Source organism: Clostridia bacterium (assembly GCA_035561135.1).
Lineage (GTDB): Bacteria > Acidobacteriota > Terriglobia > Terriglobales > Acidobacteriaceae > DATMYA01.
This window is the reverse complement of sequence record DATMYA010000018.1, coordinates 86,214-103,780: the sequence shown is the minus strand read 5'-3', so window position 1 is coordinate 103,780 and position 17,567 is coordinate 86,214. Positions and strand designations below refer to the sequence as shown.

The following is a 17,567-nucleotide window of genomic DNA, read 5'->3' as shown; positions in this document are numbered from 1 at the left end:
CTGATCATTGCAAGCGGGCGACTTCGACTTCTTCAGCATCCCTGCTACGGCTTTAGGTATTTTGCGAGGAAAGCGTAGATCTCCTGGCGCGATTGTCGTGCGAACGACGTGTCGATACGGTTGAACTGGTGGGCGCCGGGCACGTTCTCATAAATCTTGTACTCGAACTTCTTCCCTGCTGCCTTGAGTGCCGCGATCATGTGCTCGACTTCCATGACGTTGACGTCTTCGTCATTCGTATTGGAATGGATGAGCAGAGGAGTTTGTATCTCCGCCGCGTGAAAAACAGGCGAGCGGCGGCGATACTCCATAGGGTCATTGACGGCGAGCTTGCCGATAAATTTCGCAAACTCGCGGTTGTAGTCATCCCCCTTGTATCCCATTCGCATGACGAGATCGCTAACGGGCACGCCGGCGTAGGCAACCTGGTAATCCTTTGGCCAGCGCGCGATATTGAGGAGCGCGTGATAGCCGCCGTGGCTCCAGCCGATGATGCCCACGCGCGTTGCGTCAACCTGTGGCAGATTCTCCACAGCCCAGTCGCGCACCGAATGAGTGTCGTCGATCTCCGCGCCGCCGTAGTCAATCTGCTCGAAGAACGATTGGCCAAAGCCGGTGCTGCCGCGATATTCGGGCGCGATAACAATGTAGCCCTGATTGAGCAGTTCGCGGATGATATGCGTGTAGTTGCTGTCGAAATTCGCGTGCACCCCGCCGTGGACGAGAACGATAAGTGGAGCCTTATTCTTTACTTCCAGCTTTTTGGGAATGAACGTCTTGGCGTAGATGATGAGCGGATTACCTGCGCCCTGACCGGTCGGATTGCTCATCCGGATCGGCTTGGTGCTCGTAAGCCTTATCTTGTCGATCTCGGCGACGTCGCCCAGGCGCTGATACCAGAGCAGATCATCGACGGCCTTCTGCGTGGCAAGGAGCTCGTGAATAAACTCCGAGTCATCGCTTTCAGCCGGGCGCGCCGACTGCGACGTAACCGGAGCGTTCTGGGTGAATACGGGCGTGCTCAGAACAGCCGCCAGCAGAATGGAAAGCAGCAGCTTGCTATGTAAACCAGTGCGGTGTGCCATTGCACCTTCCTTGTAGTTCATCTCGCCGACCGGCTAGGTTGGCAATTAAATCTCGTGAACAAGATCGTTCAGGGATCGGCGCGTTGTCCGCTCCGGAGTTTCCGCCGAATACCCAACGGGTAATATCGCGACCGGCGTCAGGCCCTGCGGCAGGGACATTGTCTTGGCAATGTTTTCCGGACTGAATGCGCCGATCCAGCAAGTCGCCAGGCCTGCGGCCTGGATGGCCAACATCGCGAACGTGCAGGCTATGGTTGTGTCCTGCAGGGCAAACAAGGCGGGGCCGTCATACGTGCAGCGTGCGGGGTTCATGCAAAAGAGCAGTAGGACGGGTGCCTCGGCGATGAAGTTCTGCCCGAAGGTTGCACGGGTGAGAATGTCCCGTTGTTCTTGCCGCCGTACTACGAAAATCTCATAGGCCTGAAAGTTCCCCGCCGAAGGTGCGCTGTTAGCCGCCTGCAGAATTGTTTGCAGCTTCACTTCTTCTACTGCTCGCGCCTGGAACACTCGGATAGATTGCCGGTTTTCTATAAGTTCGAAAAATTCCATGTTTCCCTCTTGCTGAGCTTCGGGTACTCAGCTCAAGAGTATAGGCCTAGGGTCTGGCTGCATCGAAGCAAGTTCTGCTTGCGAAGTTCGCAACCGCATGGGCGTAGAATTCCCTGGACGGACGTTGAGAAGCTCGCGTCGGATGTTAAATGAAAGCAACTTGGAGCGTTAGACAATGCAATATCGAAGGCTTGGCCGAACCGGCCTGAACGTAAGTGAGATTGGTTATGGTGCGTGGGGGATTGGCAAAGCGATGTGGGTCGGCGCGGAGGATGAGGAGTCGATTCGCTCGCTCAAAGCGGCTCGTGATGCAGGCGTCAACTTCTTTGATACAGCGTTGGCGTACGGTGCGGGGCACAGCGAAAAACTGATTGCGCGCGCTTTCGGAAAGCCTCCAGACGTGCTGATCGCGAGCAAGGTGCCGCCGAAAAACCAGGTCTGGCCCGTCCCGCCGGGTACGCCTTTGCGCGAAGCATTCCCTAAGGACTATGTGCTTGCATGTCTCGACCAGACGTTGACGAATCTTGGCCGCGACTATGTCGATCTGTACCAGTTCCACGTTTGGACGGACGAATGGGCTACGCAAGATGAGTGGCTGGATACTGCCCGGCAGATACGCGCCTCCGGTAAGGCGAGGGCGATCGGCATCTCGATCAACGACCACCAACCGGCGAATTCGCTGAAGGTCCTCGACACTGGCCTGGTGGAAGTCGTACAGGTTATTTACAACATCTTCGATCAGTCACCCGAAGACGAACTCTTCCCTTATTGCCGTAAACATGACATCGGCGTGATCGCTCGCGTGCCGTTTGATGAGGGCGGCCTCACGGGCAAGATTGGGCCTGAAACGACGTTTCCTGACGGCGACTTTCGAGAGCGGTACTTCGCAGGCAGAAAACAGGAAGTCTGGGATCGTGTGCAGCGCATTGCGAAGGACACGTCTATGCCAATGGCGAACCTGCCGGAGCTCGCATTGAGGTTCTGCCTTTCCGACCCAGCGGTCTCGACGGTGATCCCTGGCATGCGGAACCCCGCACACGTGGCCGCAAACACGGCGGCGTCCGACGCCGGCCCGCTGCCATCCGAGGTACTCCAGAAACTTCGCACACACCGCTGGGTCCACAACTTCTAACCTATTGAAGCAGTATTAAGGTGCCATGCAGAAAGTGGGCCTGATGCAGTCGCATCTGGCCCACTTTCTTTAGTTGGTTCCACCAACTCTCGTTCAAAACAGCTAATCGGTGCCGTATTGTGCGGCATCTCGGAGAGTTCAACGCCGCATCAGTGAACCTGTAGTCGCGAGCTTAGACTCGCCAGAAAAGAAGCTCGGGGACACCCGCGCTTCTGCCGCAGTTTCTGGGTCACTGCTTGTCCTCCGTTCGCCGGTTTACGGAACGGCAGAACGGATCGGAATCATCGAGACTGGCAATGCAAACGGTACTGAGCTCCTGGAAAGAGATTGCCTCCTACCTCGGAAAAGGCGTGCGCACGGTCCAGCGTTGGGAGCGCGAACTTGGACTTCCGGTGCGACGCCCTGAAAATGGCGACCGCCGAATCGTGTTCGCGATGCCTGCGGAAGTTGACAAGTGGCTGCAGAAACAATCTACGCGTCGAAATAGTGAGTCGCAGTTTGCGAACGAGTTCCAGCGCATGCGCAAACTGGTGCACGCCATGGTTGAAAATACCCAACGCGTTCACGCCGTCGCTGAACGGCTGACACGTCACTATAACGATGCCCAGGAACTCCGCACCAGGCGGCAGCGCCGGCTGGTGTAGTTCCTGCTATCGCCTTCTGCCCTGCGCTCCGGCAATGGGTGCCGCCCAGTCGATGAGCGACGGGGGATTGTGGTCATCAACATGGGTAACGATCTTTCGTTGCAGCAACTTGTGAATTCGCTCTCCGAAAATCGCGGCCTGAACCTTCGCGGGTATAAGCAGAGCACGCTCGAGCGCCGCCTGCGGAAGCGCATGTTCGCGGTCAACATCAATACCTACTCGGAGTATCTTGAGCGGCTTCGCGAAGACCCTCGCGAAGTGAATGAATTACTCGATACTGTCCTCATCAACGTCACAGAGTTTTTTCGCGATCCGCAAGCATGGAGTTGCCTGCGCTCGGACGTGCTTCCGCTGGTGCTGAAGGGGATCAGGCCGGGAGATTCGTTCAGGGTCTGGAGTGCCGGGACCGCATCCGGCGAAGAAGCGTATTCGCTGGCAATTCTTATGGCGGAGTTCCTGGGCCCAAGCTTCAGCGACTTCGATGTCAAGATTTACGCCACTGACATTGATGAGCACGCACTGAGTGTCGCGCGACGTGGTGAATACAGCGCCGACCGCCTGCGCCGCCTCCACCCGGAGTTGCGCGACAAATATTTCCAGGGAGACTCTGTGCTGAAGATCAGCCGGGACATTCGACGCATGGTCATCTTTGGCCGCAGCAACCTCGTCAGCGACGCACCCATTTCACATTGCAACCTGGCGATATGCAGGAACGTTCTCATTTATTTTGATAGTGGTGCTCAGAACCAAATCATCGGGCGTCTGCACTATGCGCTTGAACCTGGCGGCATACTATTCCTGGGAAAAGCAGAGTCGAGACTGTCGCATTCACATCTCTTCCAGACGCTCAGCCGGCGGTGGAGGATCTTCCAGAAAATTCCGAAGAACCAGAAGACATATCCCAGCACTCGATTTAATGGCGAGGTAGCCGTGAACGACTCCACGAGAGAAACAAATGTGAACGAACTCGATACGCTTAGGAGTCAACAGCGCCAAACGCTTGATGCGCCGAGGACCGGCGTCGTGCTCAATGAAGAATTGGAGACGGCGAACGAGGAATTGCAATCCACGAATGAAGAGTTGGAAACCACGAACGAGGAGTTGCAGTCTCTGAATGAAGAACTCGAGAAAATGAATGAGGAACTTGAGGAGCGTACGCGCGAGTTAAATGCGATTACCACACGTTATGCGGAGGTGCTGCAACAAATGCCGTGGCCGGTCATCCTGGTGGATGGCGATGAGAAGATACAGTTATGGAATGCGGCTTCGCAACGCCTGTTTGGAGCCGGGGCCACGTCCGTCGTTGGAGTGGATATAGATCAGCTACCGCTGCATGAATCAGTGCAACGCGCCATTGTGAGACGCTATCGCTGGGTACTTGAGAAACGCAAGCCAAGTATCTTGCGCGACCAGAACTTTCGAGTGGATGGAATCCATGGTGTCATGGAGGTCCACTTTACGCCGATCTTGCACACGGGCAGCGAGATAGAGGGCGTATTGATCATGTTCTCTGAATTCGCCTCGGAGGACGGGGCGCGCCATCATGGTTCGCGCGGACTGGAGAAGCCGACAGTCACGGCCAGCGCGAGAGCAAAGAAGTCCGTTTCGCCACGCGATGGAGACTTGAAGGCGAGGTAGCACAAGGTGCCACGGCTTGCGGTCATCCTGCTCGAAGCATAAACTTTGGGTTATCGCTCAGGAAGCGTGCTCACAGGGCCCTTCCCTCCCCAAGGATGACCATGCAGCCGCCCACGCCGAAGGTGCTCGTTGTAGATGACCATCGCATCATCACAGACACTCTTGTCACAATTCTCCAGATGAACGGATTCGATCCGTCGGGCACGTACTCGGGACGCGAGGCGATCAGGACCATCGACCGTTTGGAACCGGATATTGCGCTCTGCGATATCAATCTTGCCGACATGAGTGGAGTGGATGTGGCAATCCAGATTCAGGAGCGCTTTCCGAAATGCCGCATCCTGCTCCTTTCCGGCGATTCCTCCTCCGCGAGCGCGCTGCAGCGCGCTGGAGAAGAAGGCCTTGCGTTCGAAACTGTCGCCAAGCCTATCGCGCCGCTGGCATTGCTGAACCTCCTCCGGCGTACTTCGAATTAGTTGGGAGAGGCGCTCCGCCACAGGCGCCGCGACGGTTTCATGCCGCGAGCCGCCTGTCCGCTTGCTCATGCTCTTCGAGCGGGGGCTGCGCTGCGAGCAGTTTCCGCAGCCGCAATCGCGCCTTGTGCAACTGCGACTTGGTGTTGCCCATCGTGCAGCCGAGCATGATGGCGATTTCGTCGTGCTGATATCCCTGAACATCGTGCAGGAGAAATACGATTCGGTAGCCGGAAGGCAACTGTTCGATGACGCGTTGCAGCGAAACTCGATCTGCTGCACCGGTGAGCGCCGTATCCGGCTGTCCAAGAACCTCCTTGGGAATTTCATCTTCGCCACTGGTTACAACCTCTAGCGGCGTCTGCACCGGTTGCACACGCTCTTTGCGCAGGTGCATGAGAGCCACATTTACGGCGATTCGATGGAGCCATGTAGAGAAAAGCGATTCACCGCGAAACGTATTCAGGCGCCGGTAAGCGCTCAGGAACGTCTCCTGCATCAAGTCTTCTGCAAGCGAACTGTCGCGCACCATGCGCAGGCAGACGCAATAAATGCGACGTGAATATTTTCTATACAAGTGTTCAAAGCAGCCCGCGTTTCCATTGCGAGCGCCTTCGAGCGCTTCGGCATCCGTAAACATTGCCATCATCTCGCCCACGCGCCAAACCTCCTTCTGCATCGAATGTGCATGTTTTGAACCTCATCGTTACGCGGAGCGATGGACGCCAATAGACGCCTGAAATGCTGGATGGGAATGGCGCATTTCTCGATGCGATGCAGACATTAAAGAAGTTGTTATGTGGAGTTCGAGGTTTACACCTGGGGCGAGGGAGTTCTTCAGTCGCCCATCAGCTCTGCTGACGAGTGTGCCTGGAGGATGGACGCTCCGGTCACCAACGCGCAAATTAACATAATCACGCGCACGTACTGTCCTGCATGAATCGCCTCGGTGCCGAAAACCACACGCAGCAAACCGAATGCAGCACTGGTGGAGCAGAAGGCAAAGTAAAGCTTCTCCCTGGCCGCCGTCGAAATTCGTACGAGTTGCAGCAGGATGGAAGTCACGATCACATAAACGGCCACCAACATACCAGCCCTTATGAGCCCAGGACCGTGGACATGAAAGATGGCTGGAGTGCCGGCGTGTGTCGTCATCGTCCTGAGCGCGAAAAGCAGAAACACTATGGAATGCACGAGCGCGATAATTGCCCGCTTGCGGTTTGTGATGATGGCGAAGGAATTCATTGATTCAGCCGTTTCGTCCAGTTTAGCGGATTCCGCCCGCTGTGCCGAGAGTCACTTGTAACCAGCTTAAAAGTACGCTCACTTAAAAGTACGCTCAACAGTTGTCGGTGCCTTGCTACGTTCGAAAACCATTGAACCGAAAACAACCTCGTCGCAATCTAAATAGCGAAAGGTGAGCATGGCGGAGAAGATCAAGAAAACCGAGGACGAGTGGCGGCGCGAACTTACGCCGGAGCAATATCGCGTATTGCGCGAAAAGGGCACGGAGCGTCCCTTTACTGGAGAATACGACGCGACGACGACCGAAGGCATCTATCGCTGCGCTGCCTGTGGACAGGAGCTGTTCACCTCGGGCACCAAGTTTGACGCGGGCTGCGGTTGGCCGAGTTTCTTTGAGCCGGCTGGCTCGGAAGCAGTAGAGACACACGAGGACAACTCTCATGGCATGAGGCGCGTCGAAGTAACCTGTTCGCGATGCGACTCGCATCTCGGACACGTTTTCCCTGACGGTCCTCCCCCTACTGGCGTGAGATATTGCATCAACTCAGTGTCGTTGAAGCAGGAACCTAAATCGAAGTAAACGACGAGGCACATCCCCGGTGCTGCCTCTGGCATACCTCAGTTGAAAAGTCTGGTTGCAGAATCCACGATCCCCAAAAACTAAGGAGTCCTTGATGCCGAAGTTTGTAATCGAGCGGGAAATTGCAGGATTGGGCGAAATGAGTCCGGAGCAAATACAAGCGGTTGCTCAGAAATCCTGCGAGGTATTGAACTCGCTTGGACCACAGATTCAGTGGGTGCAAAGTTACGTAACCGCTGACAAGATGTTCTGCATTTACAACGCCCCGAACGCGGAGATAATCGCCGAGCACGCCAGGCGCGGAGGATTCCCGGCGAATCGTATCTTGCAGATAGACCAGATCATCGATCCCACGACCGCCGAACCAGGAAAGAAGGGTACGCCTGCTTAGGCGAAGCCTGTCAGTCGGCAACATGGTATTCGCTCTGCACTAAGCCGCTCGGATACTGCCGAGTCGCTACGTGACGGAGCCGAACGTCTCGCGGTAAGGTTCCGAAAAGTGCAATTCCGTCGCCAATAAGCACAGGCACGCGCGTGATGATGAGACGTTGGATGAGGCCCGCGCGCAGGAACCGTTGAATCGTGATTCCACCGTCGACATAGAGATGGTGGGCACCACTAGCAGCGAGTTGCGAAACGATCTCACCCGGAGGCCCAGCCATCTGTTCAACAATGCCTCCTCTGGCCGCGGACAAGTCGACCGGGCGACTGCTTAGGACCACCACGCGCTTGTCGCCATAAGGCCAACTCCCAAACGTCAAAACCTTCTCGAAGGTGTTGCGACCGATCACAATCGCATCGACGCTTGCAATGAACTCGTTATAGCCGTGGGGTTCGCCGCCGCCCTCCGGTAGAAAGTCGAGATCGCCGTTGCGTCGCGCGATGAAGCCATCGACGCTTGCGCCGACGAAGACAGATACTGTCATCGTAGTTTCCTCACCCGTGGCCGCCTGACTCAGATAAGGCCGGCTTACAAAACGTCTCTGGACAGCCTAAACGAAACTGCGTTACCTGACGCGGGCAAGTTGCGAAGCGATTTCCCTAATCAGCTAGTAGAGAGTTCGTCCAGCAATTCACCTTGCGGGCTGATGAGCGATATACGCATCGCGATCTGGCCTTGTGCGTGCGTTGAACAACTCAGGCACGGATCGTAGGCCCGGATCACGGCGGACACGCGGTTTACCATGCCTTCTTCGATCTGCTCTCCCTTGATGAAATGCTTACTGACCTGCTCAATGCTCTTCGAGATCGCGAGATTATTGTGGCCAGTGGCAACGATGAGGTTTACCCAGGTGATCGCGCCTTCTTCGTTCACCTTGTAATGGTGGATCAACGTACCTCTCGGGGCTTCGATCGCGCCTATACCTTCCAGCGCGTTCACCGCAGCGGTTGCTCGGACGTGAGTGTCCATGATCGCTGGGTCGTTCACAAGGGTCTCTATCCGTTCCAGTGCGTACAGGATTTCGATGAGGCGAGCGTAATGGAAGAGGAATGCGCTGTGTGCCGGCAACCCGAATCGTTTGCGGAACTCCTGTAATTCAATATCGGCCTTCGGCGTACCGCAACGCTCAATCACATTAAGCCGTGCGAGCGCTCCAACCCGATAAACTCCTTCCGGGTAGCCCTTGGGAGTGAAGTACGGCGCCTTCAGATAAGAATCCCGTAGACTCGCCTCTCCGATCCAGGACTGGTACTCGTCAACCGGAATCTGGTCCTGCACGATCTCGCCAGACTCATTACGGAAGCGCAGCGCCCCATCGTAAATTTGTAAACCTCCTTTAGCATCTACTGTGCCCGCGTACATTGTTGGAGCAGATCCGAAAAACGCGATCTCTTCCTGATAGTCCTCCAGTACAGACTGGAAGAAGTTAAGCGTACGCTCGGCGATGGACTTCGCGATTGGCAACTCCGCCAGGATGTGGTCTCCCAGTTGCTGCGACATCGCACTCATGACGCCCCCGGGGACAATCCACGAAGGATGTACGCGTTCTTGGGAGAGGCCTTCGATGATCTGTAGACCGAACTTCCGAAGCTCAACGCCCTCCCGCGCCAGTTCGGGATGGCGCGCCACCACTCCGAAAATATTGCGTGCCGCGGGGTCGGAATCCATGCCAAGCAGAAAGTCGGGCGCAGACAGGTAGAAGAAGCTCAGCGCGTGCGACTGCACGAATTGTGCGCAGTGCACGAGTTCCCTCAAGCGTCGAGCAGCTGGCGGAATGCGAACCGCCATGATCGCTTCACATGCCTTAGAGGACGCGAGCGCATGGCTGACCGGGCAGATGCCGCAGATGCGCGAAGTGATACCGGGCATCTCGTAGAAAGGCCTTCCCTCGGTGAACTTCTCGAAGCCGCGCACTTGCGTGACGCTGAATTCCGTTCGCGTTACACTCCCGCTGTCATCCAACTGGATCGTGACCTTCGCGTGACCTTCGACCCTGGTAACGGGATCGATCGTGATGCGCTTCATCGGGCGCTCCTTTTATCCGAACTTGACTGAGAGAGTGCTGGGTTTCTTGCCATCCAGAAGATCGGTTAGCAACGTCAGGATCGTCTTCGCCGGCGGCGGACAACCAGGAAGACAGAGCTCGACTTTTACAAATTCGCGAAGTGGTCTGGCCTGCTTGAGTAGTGCGGGGACTCGTTCGCCCGGCACGCCCGGATTTTTCTGGACACCCTCGACATACACGCTTTGCAGTAGTTTGCTCACAGGCAGGGAGTTGCGCATGGCAGGCACATTGCCGGTCACGGCACAATCGCCAAGCGCGATGAGGGTACGCGTACGCTGCCGAATCTTCTGTATCTTGTTGAGATCTTCCTGCGAACTTATAGCGCCCTCTACGAGCGTGACATCCACGTTATCGGGAAATTCCTGCGCATCCACCAACGGTCCGTAAACGAGTTCGATCCGTCGCGCCAGGGGAATAATGGCGGTGTCCATGTCGAGAAGCGACATATGGCATCCCGAGCATCCATCCAACCAAACGGTAGCGACCTTGACCTTCTTCATGCGTGGATACCTCTCTTCCGGACAAGCGAGCTCAGGTCGTCGGTTCGCTTCACCATTTCTTCGACAGCACGGCCCTTCTCGGCGAGCGCGCCTGTCGGACAGGCTTGCACGCACTTACCGCAATTCGTACAAGTCCTCGACTCACCCCACTTTGCATTCAGCTCGCTGCCGATCCTGGTGTGAATCCCGCGAGACGTGAGCTCCCAGACGTTAGCGCCTTCCAGTTCTCGGCACACGCGAACACAACGAGTACAGAGAATGCAGCGGTTATGGTCGAGAACGTAACGCGGGTGGGACATGTCAACGTTCAACTTCGGATAGTTATACGCAAAGCGAACAGTATCGATCCCCATGGCGCTCGCCATGTCCTGGAGTTCACAGTGCCGGTTGGATACGCAGACCGAACAAACGTGATTGCGCTCCACGAAAAGCAACTCCAGCGCAATGCGGCGATAGCGCGCCAGCTTTGGCGAACTCGTAGTTACCGACATGCCGTCCTGGATTGGCGTCGTACACGCCGGTAGCAACCGGTCGGTTCCCGCCACTTCCACAATGCAAACGCGGCATGCTCCCACCGGCGTTATGCCTTCCAGATCGCAGAGGGTCGGAATGTATTTTCCGCTTGCCCTGGACGCCTGCAAGATCGTCTGACCATCGAGGGCGCTGACCAATTCGCCGTCGATTCGGATTGAAAGTTTCTTCTTCGGCAAGGCTTTGCTCCTTCTCAGCTCACGTTCGCGACATCAACGTCGCATCGCAGGCACCGGCACGCTTCATCCAAAGTTTCCTCTTGGCTCAAAGGCAACACGACTTCCTGCTCCGAAACGGCACGCACGCCAGCGGGAAGGACGTCTCCCGAATGGCGATGATTCGGGCTGGGCTCTTCCGGTGCCTTCATCTCGTACTCGAACTGCGGGAATACATCGTTCCAGCGTGCCGCTTCCATGAGAAGCAGGTCGATGTTTTTGGCTGCCCTCTTTCCGTAAGCCATGGCGTTGGACACATTCGATGCGCCGGTGATGACATCGCCTCCGGCATAGAAGCGCGGACGACTGGTCTCGAGCGTGAAGCGGTTGGCCGAGATGGTCCCGTTCTCTTTCAAGCTCAGGCCGCTCGCACGGGCGAAGTCGAGATCGACGGTTTCGCCTACCGCGTAAATTACCGAGTCACATTCGTAACGCTGGATTTCATTTGTCGGCACAGGCTTGCGACGCCCCGACTTGTCGTATTCGCCAAGCCGGGTCTTCATGATGTCGAGGGACTTGATATTGCCCTTCTGATCTCCGATAATGCGATGCGGCGCGGCAAGGAATACGAACTTCACGCCTTCTTCCTTCGCGGCGTGCGTCTCCTCTTCGATCGCCGGCATGTCCTTTCGCTCACGCCGGTAGAACACGGTGACGTCAGCGCCTTTCCGCAACGCGGTGCGCGCCGAGTCGATGGCGGCATTGCCGCCGCCGATGACGGCAACCTTGCGTCCCAGAGCCACCCCCTCTCCGCGCGAAACGGCTTCAAGGAAACTGAGCGCCGGATATACACCCTTCAACTCCGTTCCCGGCTGGTAAACCCACGACTCTTTCCATGTGCCAATGGAAATGAAGACGGCATCGAAGCGGTCGTCCAGTTCATTGAGCGAGATGTCGGTTCCAACCCGCGTGTTGAAACAGAACTTCACGCCGAGACGCTCGATGAGTTGGATTTCGCGACGTAGAATCTCCTTAGGCAGGCGATACTCCGGCAGGGCGAAACGCAACATGCCTCCGGCTTCCGCCATGCTGTCGAATACCACCACGTCGTGTCCGAGCAGGGCCAGGTAGAAGGCCGCTGTGAGACCCGCGGGCCCGGCGCCGGCGATTGCGATCTTTCGCCCAGTCGACGGCAGCTTCCGCGACGCGATCCGGCTCGCTACCTCCTCATACTTGTCTGACGCCAGAATGGAATCGGAAACGAAGCGGTGTACTTCGCGCATGTTTACCGCTTCGTCCAGCATCTGACGACGGCACCGGCTGTCGCACGGATGCTGGCAGACGCGCCCCGTCGAAGATGGCAGCGGATTGTCCAGAACGATGGCTTCGAACGCCTCCTCAAGACGGTTCTCTTTGAACAACTGCAAGAAGCGCGGGATGTTCATGTGCAGCGGGCAACTGTTCTCGCACGGTGACAGCGCGAGTTCCTCGCAGACTCCGGCCTGGCAGCGATGCGCAACAATGTGGTCCTCAAATTCGTTGCGGAAGTGCCGAAGAGTTGTCAGCACAGGGTTGGGTGCCGACTGTCCAAGTCCGCACAGCGAACATTCGCGGATGTAGCGGCTCAACTCGTCCAGCAGTTCGAGATGATGCGTATTGCCTGCGCCTTCCGTGATCCTGTTGAGGATTCGCAGCGACTTGTTCAGTCCGACCCTGCAGGGAATACATTTTCCGCACGATTCCGCGTGGGTGAATTCGATGAAGAACCGCGCGACATCCACCATGCAGTTGTCTTCATCCATCACGACCATGCCGCCCGAGCCCATGATCGACCCAAGCTGCGTGAGACTCTCGTAATCCACCGGGGTGTCGAACATCTCAAGTGGAATGCAGCCTCCGGACGGCCCGCCGGTTTGCACGGCCTTGATCTGGCGTCCGGCTACACCGCCTTCGCCGATGTCGTAGATGAAGGTTCGCAGCGGTGTACCGAGGGGCATCTCCACCAGTCCCGTGTTCCGCACCTTGCCGACCAGCGAGAACACCTTCGTGCCCGAACTCTTCGGGCTTCCTGTCTCGGTGAACCACGCGGGCCCCTTCATGACGATCGGCGCCACGTTGTACCAGGTCTCGACGTTGTTGATGTTCGTTGGTTTGCCCCAAAGTCCCTTCTGCGCGGGATAGGGCGGTCTCGGGCGGGGCCGTCCGGCCTCGCCTTCCAGCGATGCGATCAGCGCCGTCTCTTCGCCGCAAACAAAAGCGCCCGCTCCTTCCACCAATGAAACGTCGAACTTGAAGCCTCGTCCCAGGATGTTGTCGCCGAGCATCCCGTATTCGCGCGCCTGCTCGATCGCACGATTCAGCCGATGCACCGCCAGCGGATACTCCGCACGCACATAGATGATGCCCTCGGTGGCGCCCATCACGTATCCACCGATGATCATTCCTTCGAGAAGAGCGTGCGGGTCGCTCTCGATCTCGTTGCGGTTCATGTATGCGCCGGGATCGCCCTCGTCGGCGTTACAGATTACGTACTTCTGACTGGCAACCGTTTTCGAGAGGAACTCCCACTTATTGCCCGTGAGATAGCCTGCACCGCCACGCCCGCGTAACTTTGCCGCCTTCATCTGCTCGATCACGATTTCAGGACGTCCATCAATCAACACCTTGTAGAGCGCCTGATATCCGCCGATAGCTATGTACTCCTCAATGTCATCGGGGTTGATCAATCCGCAGTTGCGCAGCACGATCTTCTTCTGTCCCTTGAAGAATGGAACGTCAGCCCAGGAGGGAACGTCCGGATATCCCTGTCCGTACTTTATGTTTGCCGTGATGTGGTCCCACTCTTCGATCTTGCAAAAAACGAATTCAGATGTCAGCTTTCCAGTGGTCACGTCATGCAGCACCCTGGCGGCGTCGTTCAACTGCACGCGACGCAGAATCACCAGCGGGCAACCCGGCATTCTTACGCTGATGAGTGGCTCCTCGAAACACGAACCAAAACATCCGACCCCGGCCAGCACGACCTGCGCCCCGGTACGATCAATCGCGTCGGCGAAGGCGTGATATACGCCTTCCGCGCCATTCCCTCTTCCGCAAGTTCCCATCCCCACGGTGATTCGCGGCACTGATGGAACCAATTTCGCGAGCCCAAGTTCACGAACTGCATTAAAAGCGCCGATGTCCTGTATGCGCTCCATCATTCACTCTCCCGCTCGACGGTCCGGATCTCTCGTTGCAGCGTTCGTTCATTCACGTGACCGCAAATCCTGTGATTCACTTCAACCACGGGAGCCTGCGCACACTGCCCGAAGCAGGCCACGGTTCGCACAGTGAATTTACGGTCTTCGGTCGTTAGCTGAATTTTGTCGCTCTCGTTTGAATCGCTTGAATCCTGCAAACCCAGGCCCAGTTCAAGCCGCGCACTTTGCAGCAGATTGCGTGAGCCCCGCGTATGGCAGGCCGTGCCTCGGCAGATACATACGGTGTTCTCGCCTTGTGGCTGCAGGTTGAAGAGCGTGTAGAAAGTAGCCACGCTGTAGATACGCGCCAGTGGCATTTCCGTTCTTTCCGCGATGTACCGCAATGTCTCAAGCGGCAGGTACTTATGCGGATTGTGATCCTGCACCGCTTCCAGGATGCTCAGCAGCGCTCCCGGACGGTCTGCGCGCTTGCTTATGACTTCATCGATGAATGCTTTTTCGACGCCTTGAATCGACTCCTGATTCTGCGTAGCCATGGCAATCCTCTCGTGTGGACACGGAGGGCGCGCGTGAAATCAACACGTCCGGGCATCGGCATAATGCCGTTGTCCGGGCCCGGTCCACTTCTGCACGGGGTCGCATTCTCACCGCAACTTCGACTTCTTACGAAATCAAATAGCGACTTCTGGAGCGACTACATTTTGTTTGTGTTTGTCTCTGCGTACGTCGAACTACGCAAGCGCAGCCTAGAAATGAACTCCCAAGTCCACCACTGTAGACAGTCAAAAAGAGGGGCCTGAGTTGCGGGAGTTGCTGCGCAAAGCCATATGAAGCCGTATGCAGAATGACGAGAATCAAACACCTGCGCAGTGACGCGGGTCACGTCGTGACGTATCAAATGGTTCGGTCGAGAGTGCGTCCGATACGTCCAGAGATAGCCGGCGATTAGTCCGCTTTACATTCAATGACGTACTTTGGGCGGCGCAGTCCGATTCCTTGGATGCTAGATCCAGGTTCAACAATTGAAGAGAGGGGTTGCGGCGGTTTTCCGAAATATGGACCGATAACAGCACAGGCTCTTTCATGCCAGATGTAAACCTCGCCAGCCGACACTTCGGTCAGCTGGCGAGTTGCGTCTTCCTCGATCGCTACGGTGTCAGTTTGCTGATTCGCGTGGACCAGTTGCCAAGTGCCGCGCGCGGACCCGCTGCTCCGGGCGAGGCGGCACAGGTGCCGAGTTTGTTGTCTCCGGTTGTGGCTCCAAAGAATCGGCCACCCCACGCCGTGTACTGGCAGGTGTTGGCGATGTATTCGCTGGCGATCCAGATTGAGTTACCGTCGACGGCAGCGGCGCCGTAGTCTCCCCAGCGCGTCCGCGGCGGGTCGCCAACCTGCGACTTGTAGCTTGTGAAGCCATCATCCTGAGCGGCTCCGAGGCCGCCGGGTACGATATTCCACGGGCCGACTCCGATAAGCGCGTCGATCGAAGCGTAGGCGGCGCTCGGATTCGTGGTGTCGCCAGTGGCGGTGAACGCAATCACACCGCGGCCGCTTGGCGTGACCCCGATGGCCGGGTACGTAAAGTCATATCCGGCAGCCCCGAGGTATCCCTGCGATGCGACCTTCGCCGTGAGAGAACCCGTCGAGACATCCGGCTTGACGATGTACCAGGCGATGCCCGCCCGCTGTGCGCCGGCGTCTGGGTTCAGTGCTGTGTCGAGAGACCCCCACAGCTTACCGTTCGCGTACATGACCTGCTGCATGCGTGTGTCGTTCGAGTCCGGGCGCGAGATCAGTTCATTGTGAGCCGGTTCGCTGCCGAACAGCAGCTTCCAGCAACCCGTACCTGCAATGGTCGAAGTGATGGTGTCGTTGATGCAGAAACCCTGAGGCGCATTGATGGTTGCCAATGTACCCGAGCCGGGCTGCCTCTGCTTCGGCGGAACTCCGTACAGCCCGACCGACAATACTTTATTTGTCAAACTGAGCGCGGGCGACGCGCTGTTCAGTGAAGACGTATTCGTCAATGCCCAGACAACGAGGTTCGTCGAGGAGCCCGTGTAGGCGTCACCCGCAGCCTCTTCGCCAGCATTTGAACTCAGGAAGTACTCGGTGCCCCCTGCGTCCAAAGCGAACGAGCTAGTCCCAGGCGACTGCGCAGGCCAGACGGTGAAGCCCGGCTGCATCTGCGCGATGGGCGACGTAGCGTTAACCTTGTCGGTCGTGTCAATGTGCGCCATGGTCACGTTCGCCGCACCAGCGGCAAGTTGCGCCTTCGAGAATGCGTAAATCTGAGCGCCGTCGAAGTCGCCCGGTCCCCATGGATATGCGTTTGTCGTGATATAGAAGCCGTTAGCGTCCGCGCCGATGTGCGGGTAATCGCCGAGGCAGGGACAAGGGCCACCTGTGTTGCCCGGTGAGCCGTCGTTCGTGACATCCACCCGGTAGATATTCCAGAGGCCCGTCGGGTTCGGAGTCTTGCTGACAGCGATGTCGAGGTGATTGACAGTAGTGAAGGCCCCGTTGGGCAGCGTGTCCAGCGTCAGCACGACAACGAACCAGCGTTGCGTGGCCGCATCGTACAGACAGCTTGGATCGGTAACGAACGGACCACGAACGCCTGTGGCTCGGTTGATTGCCGGCGCATAGCCGAAGAACGAGTTCAGGTCGACAGCGTGATTGACATTCGTCGGAAACCCGCTGACGATGTTCGTAGCCGTGTTATCGGGGAGCACGGACTGGCCTGACGCGTTGAAGATGTTGAGAACATCGTTAACGGCCTCGAGCACATAGCCGTTGCCGGCGCACAGCGCCTGGTCGGGCGGCTCGACGGAGAACTGGTTCCCGCCGCGCGCATAACGTTGCTGAAAGAAGTTCAGTCCCTCGAAGCCGGTCTTGAACTGCGGATTCGACTTGGCTTTCTTGCCGCTGTTCACCGACGCGCCATGTCCGGTGCCTGTTGAAAGACTTCGATTAACGATGCTACCCGGATAGGCACCCGGGCCAGATTCACTTTCGAGTTGTCCCGGAAACTCCGATTTGGTTACGTCGTTCTCGCCGGACGGTGTGTAGTCGCCGGTTTTCGGAGCTGTGGTTCCGGCGAGTGGAATCTGTTGAGCGCTGGCGGCAAGGGCCGACAGGCAGAACACCATCACTCCAAGGCACGCTGCGATCATCGATCGCCTGATCAACGAGACTGGGCTCATTTAGGTTTCTCCTGCGGATTCTTCGGTGGCTGCGACAGGTAAGTTTTCGCGGCCTACGTAGCGAGACATGCGGGCCGCACAACGAACTTACAAGTGGGTTGTTTGTCGATAAGAAGAGGTTG

General features: G+C 57.2%; 17 protein-coding genes. 6 read left to right on the top strand and 11 right to left on the bottom strand.

Going from position 1 to position 17,567, the window contains the following annotated elements; all coding sequences use genetic code 11:
* Positions 1–44: 44 nt before the first annotated feature.
* Entirely contained in the window at positions 45–1,085 is a 1,041-nt protein-coding gene (locus VN622_05400) for an alpha/beta fold hydrolase (GenBank protein ID HWR35288.1), read from the bottom strand.
* A 45-nt stretch (positions 1,086–1,130) separates the two neighbouring features.
* Positions 1,131–1,634 carry a nitroreductase family protein gene (locus VN622_05395; GenBank protein HWR35287.1) on the bottom strand — a complete coding sequence of 168 codons (504 nt, stop codon included), beginning with the start codon at positions 1,632–1,634 and terminating at the stop codon, positions 1,131–1,133.
* Between the two features lie 175 nt (positions 1,635–1,809).
* On the opposite strand from VN622_05395, the gene VN622_05390 reads away from it, so the two are divergent.
* From VN622_05390 to VN622_05375, 4 genes are all read left to right on the top strand, one after another.
* The gene (locus tag VN622_05390; protein ID HWR35286.1) at positions 1,810–2,766 is read left to right on the top strand and encodes an aldo/keto reductase; all 957 of its coding nucleotides are present in this window, start codon (positions 1,810–1,812) and stop codon (positions 2,764–2,766) included.
* A 296-nt stretch (positions 2,767–3,062) separates the two neighbouring features.
* On the top strand, positions 3,063–3,410 hold the full coding sequence (locus tag VN622_05385) for a hypothetical protein (protein ID HWR35285.1): 348 nt from the start codon (positions 3,063–3,065) through the stop codon (positions 3,408–3,410).
* 81 nt (positions 3,411–3,491) lie between these two features.
* Complete coding sequence (locus tag VN622_05380) at positions 3,492–5,048, top strand: CheR family methyltransferase (protein HWR35284.1); 1,557 nt, start codon at positions 3,492–3,494, stop codon at positions 5,046–5,048.
* A 101-nt stretch (positions 5,049–5,149) separates the two neighbouring features.
* Positions 5,150–5,524 (top strand): response regulator, encoded by a 375-nt coding sequence (locus VN622_05375; protein HWR35283.1) that lies wholly within the window; start codon positions 5,150–5,152, stop codon positions 5,522–5,524.
* Positions 5,525–5,561: 37 nt separating this feature from the next.
* Here VN622_05375 and VN622_05370 read toward each other — a convergent pair whose 3' ends face one another.
* Complete coding sequence (locus tag VN622_05370) at positions 5,562–6,200, bottom strand: sigma-70 family RNA polymerase sigma factor (GenBank protein HWR35282.1); 639 nt, start codon at positions 6,198–6,200, stop codon at positions 5,562–5,564.
* Between the two features lie 158 nt (positions 6,201–6,358).
* Positions 6,359–6,766, bottom strand: coding sequence for a hypothetical protein (locus tag VN622_05365; protein HWR35281.1), 408 nt, complete (start codon positions 6,764–6,766; stop codon positions 6,359–6,361).
* Between the two features lie 178 nt (positions 6,767–6,944).
* On the opposite strand from VN622_05365, the gene msrB reads away from it, so the two are divergent.
* Positions 6,945–7,346 carry a peptide-methionine (R)-S-oxide reductase MsrB gene (gene msrB, locus VN622_05360; GenBank protein ID HWR35280.1) on the top strand — a complete coding sequence of 134 codons (402 nt, stop codon included), beginning with the start codon at positions 6,945–6,947 and terminating at the stop codon, positions 7,344–7,346.
* 94 nt (positions 7,347–7,440) lie between these two features.
* Positions 7,441–7,737, top strand: a complete 297-nt coding sequence (locus VN622_05355) for a DUF4242 domain-containing protein (protein ID HWR35279.1) — start codon at positions 7,441–7,443, stop codon at positions 7,735–7,737.
* Positions 7,738–7,747: 10 nt separating this feature from the next.
* Here VN622_05355 and VN622_05350 read toward each other — a convergent pair whose 3' ends face one another.
* From VN622_05350 to VN622_05320, 7 genes are all read right to left on the bottom strand, one after another.
* On the bottom strand, positions 7,748–8,272 hold the full coding sequence (locus tag VN622_05350; protein ID HWR35278.1) for a dihydrofolate reductase family protein: 525 nt from the start codon (positions 8,270–8,272) through the stop codon (positions 7,748–7,750).
* A 119-nt stretch (positions 8,273–8,391) separates the two neighbouring features.
* Positions 8,392–9,813, bottom strand: a complete 1,422-nt coding sequence (locus VN622_05345; GenBank protein HWR35277.1) for a Ni/Fe hydrogenase subunit alpha — start codon at positions 9,811–9,813, stop codon at positions 8,392–8,394.
* 12 nt (positions 9,814–9,825) lie between these two features.
* The gene (locus tag VN622_05340) at positions 9,826–10,353 is read right to left on the bottom strand and encodes an NADP oxidoreductase (protein HWR35276.1); all 528 of its coding nucleotides are present in this window, start codon (positions 10,351–10,353) and stop codon (positions 9,826–9,828) included.
* Complete coding sequence (gene hoxU, locus VN622_05335; GenBank protein HWR35275.1) at positions 10,350–11,063, bottom strand: bidirectional hydrogenase complex protein HoxU; 714 nt, start codon at positions 11,061–11,063, stop codon at positions 10,350–10,352. The genes VN622_05340 and hoxU overlap by 4 nt, the downstream gene beginning before the upstream one ends.
* Positions 11,064–11,077: 14 nt before the next feature.
* Positions 11,078–14,239: an NADH-ubiquinone oxidoreductase-F iron-sulfur binding region domain-containing protein gene (locus tag VN622_05330; protein ID HWR35274.1), complete on the bottom strand. Its 3,162-nt coding sequence runs from the start codon at positions 14,237–14,239 to the stop codon at positions 11,078–11,080.
* Positions 14,236–14,775: an NAD(P)H-dependent oxidoreductase subunit E gene (locus VN622_05325; GenBank protein ID HWR35273.1), complete on the bottom strand. Its 540-nt coding sequence runs from the start codon at positions 14,773–14,775 to the stop codon at positions 14,236–14,238. The genes VN622_05330 and VN622_05325 overlap by 4 nt, the downstream gene beginning before the upstream one ends.
* Before the next feature lie 612 nt (positions 14,776–15,387).
* Positions 15,388–17,445 carry a hypothetical protein gene (locus VN622_05320; GenBank protein HWR35272.1) on the bottom strand — a complete coding sequence of 686 codons (2,058 nt, stop codon included), beginning with the start codon at positions 17,443–17,445 and terminating at the stop codon, positions 15,388–15,390.
* Positions 17,446–17,567: the final 122 nt, after the last annotated feature.

What these genes read in the sequence shown, in the direction of transcription:
- msrB (HWR35280.1), top strand. Translation starts at nt 6,945, where the DNA reads ATGGCGGAGAAGATCAAGAAAACCGAGGACGAGTGGCGGCGCGAACTT.
- VN622_05355 (HWR35279.1), top strand. Translation starts at nt 7,441, where the DNA reads ATGCCGAAGTTTGTAATCGAGCGGGAAATTGCAGGATTGGGCGAAATG.
- VN622_05350 (HWR35278.1), bottom strand. Translation starts at nt 8,272, where the DNA reads ATGACAGTATCTGTCTTCGTCGGCGCAAGCGTCGATGGCTTCATCGCG.
- VN622_05330 (HWR35274.1), bottom strand. Translation starts at nt 14,239, where the DNA reads ATGATGGAGCGCATACAGGACATCGGCGCTTTTAATGCAGTTCGTGAA.
- VN622_05390 (HWR35286.1), top strand. Translation starts at nt 1,810, where the DNA reads ATGCAATATCGAAGGCTTGGCCGAACCGGCCTGAACGTAAGTGAGATT.
- VN622_05395 (HWR35287.1), bottom strand. Translation starts at nt 1,634, where the DNA reads ATGGAATTTTTCGAACTTATAGAAAACCGGCAATCTATCCGAGTGTTC.
- VN622_05320 (HWR35272.1), bottom strand. Translation starts at nt 17,445, where the DNA reads ATGAGCCCAGTCTCGTTGATCAGGCGATCGATGATCGCAGCGTGCCTT.
- VN622_05325 (HWR35273.1), bottom strand. Translation starts at nt 14,775, where the DNA reads ATGGCTACGCAGAATCAGGAGTCGATTCAAGGCGTCGAAAAAGCATTC.
- VN622_05365 (HWR35281.1), bottom strand. Translation starts at nt 6,766, where the DNA reads ATGAATTCCTTCGCCATCATCACAAACCGCAAGCGGGCAATTATCGCG.
- VN622_05340 (HWR35276.1), bottom strand. Translation starts at nt 10,353, where the DNA reads ATGAAGAAGGTCAAGGTCGCTACCGTTTGGTTGGATGGATGCTCGGGA.
- VN622_05380 (HWR35284.1), top strand. Translation starts at nt 3,492, where the DNA reads ATGGGTAACGATCTTTCGTTGCAGCAACTTGTGAATTCGCTCTCCGAA.
- VN622_05375 (HWR35283.1), top strand. Translation starts at nt 5,150, where the DNA reads ATGCAGCCGCCCACGCCGAAGGTGCTCGTTGTAGATGACCATCGCATC.
- VN622_05345 (HWR35277.1), bottom strand. Translation starts at nt 9,813, where the DNA reads ATGAAGCGCATCACGATCGATCCCGTTACCAGGGTCGAAGGTCACGCG.
- VN622_05370 (HWR35282.1), bottom strand. Translation starts at nt 6,200, where the DNA reads ATGCAGAAGGAGGTTTGGCGCGTGGGCGAGATGATGGCAATGTTTACG.
- VN622_05400 (HWR35288.1), bottom strand. Translation starts at nt 1,085, where the DNA reads ATGGCACACCGCACTGGTTTACATAGCAAGCTGCTGCTTTCCATTCTG.
- VN622_05385 (HWR35285.1), top strand. Translation starts at nt 3,063, where the DNA reads ATGCAAACGGTACTGAGCTCCTGGAAAGAGATTGCCTCCTACCTCGGA.